Annotated in this window: 2 protein-coding genes and 1 pseudogene; 1 reads left to right on the forward strand and 2 read right to left on the reverse strand. The window is 78.3% G+C overall.

Features of this window, described 5'->3' with window-relative positions; genetic code table 11:
* On the forward strand, positions 1-1,880 hold a 1,880-nt coding region (locus PAI11_RS19330), incomplete at its 5' end, for a ComEC/Rec2 family competence protein (RefSeq protein WP_040601036.1).
* Positions 1,881-1,972: 92 nt separating this feature from the next.
* Here the strand turns inward: PAI11_RS19330 and PAI11_RS19335 are convergent.
* Together PAI11_RS19335 and PAI11_RS27520 are read right to left on the reverse strand one after the other, a co-directional pair.
* The gene (locus tag PAI11_RS19335) at positions 1,973-2,347 is read right to left on the reverse strand and encodes a MarR family transcriptional regulator (RefSeq protein WP_040601037.1); all 375 of its coding nucleotides are present in this window, start codon (positions 2,345-2,347) and stop codon (positions 1,973-1,975) included.
* Positions 2,348-2,693: 346 nt separating this feature from the next.
* Positions 2,694-3,220, reverse strand: a pseudogene (locus PAI11_RS27520) (hypothetical protein); the annotation flags it as partial.

The following is a 3,220-nucleotide window of genomic DNA, read 5'->3' on the forward strand; positions in this document are numbered from 1 at the left end:
GGGGCGTGGCGCTGGCGCTCGACGGCGTGCTGGTGGCCGTCGGACCGGAGCGCCGGGACGGCTGGCGCGGGGCGCTCGACCGCGTGCGCGAGCGGGCCGAGCGGACGCTGGCGCCGACCGGCGGCGACGAGCGGGCCGGGACGGACCGCGTCGCAGCGGGAGCGACGGGTCCGACGAGCGACGGCGACGACCGGGCGGCGGCTCGCGGGGCGCTGCTGCGGGGGATGGTGCTCGGTCAGGACGACGGCTTCAGCGCTGAGCAGACCGACGCCTTCCGCCGCAGCGGGCTGGCGCACCTGGTCGCGGCGAGCGGCCAGAACGTCGCGCTGGTGGCGGCGCTGGCGCTGGGCCTCGGGGCCGTGACCGGCCTGCGGCGGCGGTGGCGGATCGCCGCGGCCGCGGCCCTGGTCTGCGCCTACGTCCCGCTGGCCGGCGGCGGACCCTCGATCCGCCGGGCGGGCGTGATGGGCGTGCTGACCCTGCTGGCACTCGGGCTCGGCCGGCCGGCCGATCGCTGGTGGGCGCTGCTGGTGGCGGCAGTGGCGACCGTGCTCGTCGATCCGTTCTCGCCCGGCCAGCTCGGCTGGCAGCTGAGCTTCGCCGCCGTCGTCGGGCTGCTGGTGCTGGTCGCGCCGCTGACGGCGGCGCTCGCGCGGGCGCGGCTGCCGCGGTGGCTGGCGCTGGTGCTCGCGGTCCCGCTGGCGGCGGGAGCGGCGACCGCTCCGGTGCTGGCGGCCAGCGTCGGCGACGTCTCGCTGACCAGCGTCGCCGCCAACGTGCTGGCCGAGCCGCTGGTCGCGCCGATCACCTGGCTGGGGATGATCGCGGGCCTGCTCGGGCCCGAGGGCGAGCCGCTGAGCGGTGCCCTGGTGGACGCGCTCGGGCCACTGCTGGACTGGATCGACGGCGTGGCGCGGTGGGCGGCCGCGCCGAGCTGGGCGGTCGCGACTCCGGGGCCGCTGGTGGCGGCGGTGCCGATCGTGGTCCTGGCGGTGGCGCTCGCGGTGGTCGAGCGCCCGGCCTGGCTCGCGCGGGTCCGGAGCCGCTGGCCGGCGCCGCGGAGGCGATCGCCGGTCGTGCTGATCGCGGTCGCGCTGGCCGCCGGCGCGATCGTCGCGCTGCACCGGGGCGGTCGCGCCGACCCGCCGGCGCGCCGTGACGGGATCGTCGTGCTCGACGTCGGCCAGGGCAGCGCGACGCTGCTGCGGCAGGGCGACGCGGCGATCCTCGTCGACGCCGGTCCGCCGTCGGGGCGAGTGCTCGACCGGTTGGCCGAGCAGGGGGTCAGGCGGCTGGACGCCCTGGTGCTCACGCACGCCGCCGCCGACCACACGGCGGGCGCCCCGGCGGTCGTCGCACGGCTGCGCCCGGCGCTGCTGGTCGACGGCACCGACGGGCGTCCCGACCCCGCCGCGGCGGTCGCCGCGCAGGCGGTGCGGGCCGCCGGCGGGCAGGTGGTCGCGGCACGGGCCGGGTTGCGGCTGACGGCCGGGCGGCTGCGGGCCGAGCTGCGGTGGCCGCCGCCGCGTCCGCCGGGACCGCCGACGGCGGGGGAGGACCCCAACGAGCGGGCGACGGTGGTGCGGGCGACGATCTCGGGGCTGCGGGTCCTGATCCCCAGCGACCGCGAGGGCGTGCCGCTGCGGCGAGCGGCCGGCGGGCCGGTCGACGTGCTGGTGCTCCCGCATCACGGCAGCGCCGATCCCGACGTCCCGCGGCTGCTGGCCGAGCTGCGCCCGCGGCTGGCGATCGCCCAGGTCGGTGCCGGCAACGGCTACGGGCACCCGGCGCCGCCGACCGTGCAGGCGCTGCGCCGGGTCGGCGTCCCGCTGCGGCGGACCGACCGCGACGGCTCGGTCGTGGTGGAAGCCGGGTGGTGAGCGCGGCGGCGGGGCTGGGGGCGCACTGCGAACCAACTCCTCCAACCGGAGGAGGGCGGCCAGAGCGCTGGCGGGCGCTACGCCGCCGTGCGCTAGGCGGCGACGGGACGCCGGGCGCCGTCGGGCAGACGCACGCCGCGGTCCTCGGGCTCGAGCTCGCCGATCCGCTTCAGGCGGCTGACGGTCGAGGCGACGACGGTGCGCTTCATGCCGGTCATGCGCGCGATCTCGGCAGCGGTGATGCCCGGGTGCTCGGCGATCACGGCCAGGATCGCCTGCTTGTTGGCGCCCTGCGGGGTCCGCTGTCCACCGCTTCCGGGCGCCGGCGCGTCGGGATGGTCGATCGCGGTCAGGATCGATCGCAACTGCTCGGCCTCGGCGAGGTAGGGCTGCAACTCGGCCAGCCGACCTTCGATGGTCTGGCGGACGCTATCGACGACGTCGGGTGCGGACTCGTTCTCGCTCATCGAGGAAGGGCCTTTGGCGAAGCGGGCGACCACGGTACGAACATCATGAGGGAGTTCGTGATCCGTTGTGACACGAGTTTACAGGTCCGTGACAACCAGCGCCAGGGTTCGCGAGCGAGCGAGATGCCCGTCGGGGAGAGGAGACGCGGTCGCTCGCCAGCGCACGGCGCCGTAACCACGACGCGCGGCGGGACGTCTGCGCGGTCGACGCGCGACGTAACCGCCGACGTCTGTCGCGCATGTTGACGTTTGCAAGCCGATCGGCGGCCGCGCGAGCCGCGTCGTCGGGTCGCGACGGCGGCCCGGTCTGCGGCAGCGCCCCCGGCCAGCGGCGGCCGGACCAGGCTCAGGGCGCCCCGCGGAGCGGGACCGCGCGGGCACGGACGGCGGCGCCGCGGCCGCGCGGCAGCTCGGCGACGAAGCCCCGCGCGTCGCGCGGTACGCCGTGATCGGTCGCCGCCGCGGAGACGGGCACGGTGGCGACGGTGCGGGTCCGCCCGCCGACGGTCACCCGCACGCGGTCGACCCCGGCCCCGGCGACGCCGAAGACCAGCGTCCGGGTCGGCGTCGTCGCGACCTGGCGCACGACCTGCTCGCGGCGGGGCGCCCGCTCGCAGACGGTGTCGAAGGCGGCGCCCTCGGTCGCCAGCGTCGCGCACAGCTGCCCGTCGCGGCGGACGAGATCGAGGCGCCAGGGAGTGCCGTCGGCGGTGCCGCGGGCGACGGCCAGCGGTTGCCCGACCCGGTCGGGACCAGAGGGGAGCGTCGCGACCGCGCCCGCCGAGGCGCCCACCAGGCAGACGAGCCCGGCGAGAACGACGGCCCGGCGCGGCTGGCGCAGCCGCTCGCCGCGCCGCCGGCCGCGCCGGCGCC

Source organism: Patulibacter medicamentivorans (genome assembly GCF_000240225.1).
GTDB classification, from domain to species: Bacteria; Actinomycetota; Thermoleophilia; order Solirubrobacterales; family Solirubrobacteraceae; genus Patulibacter; species Patulibacter medicamentivorans.

What these genes read in the sequence shown, in the direction of transcription:
- PAI11_RS19335 (WP_040601037.1), bottom strand. Translation starts at nt 2,347, where the DNA reads ATGAGCGAGAACGAGTCCGCACCCGACGTCGTCGATAGCGTCCGCCAG.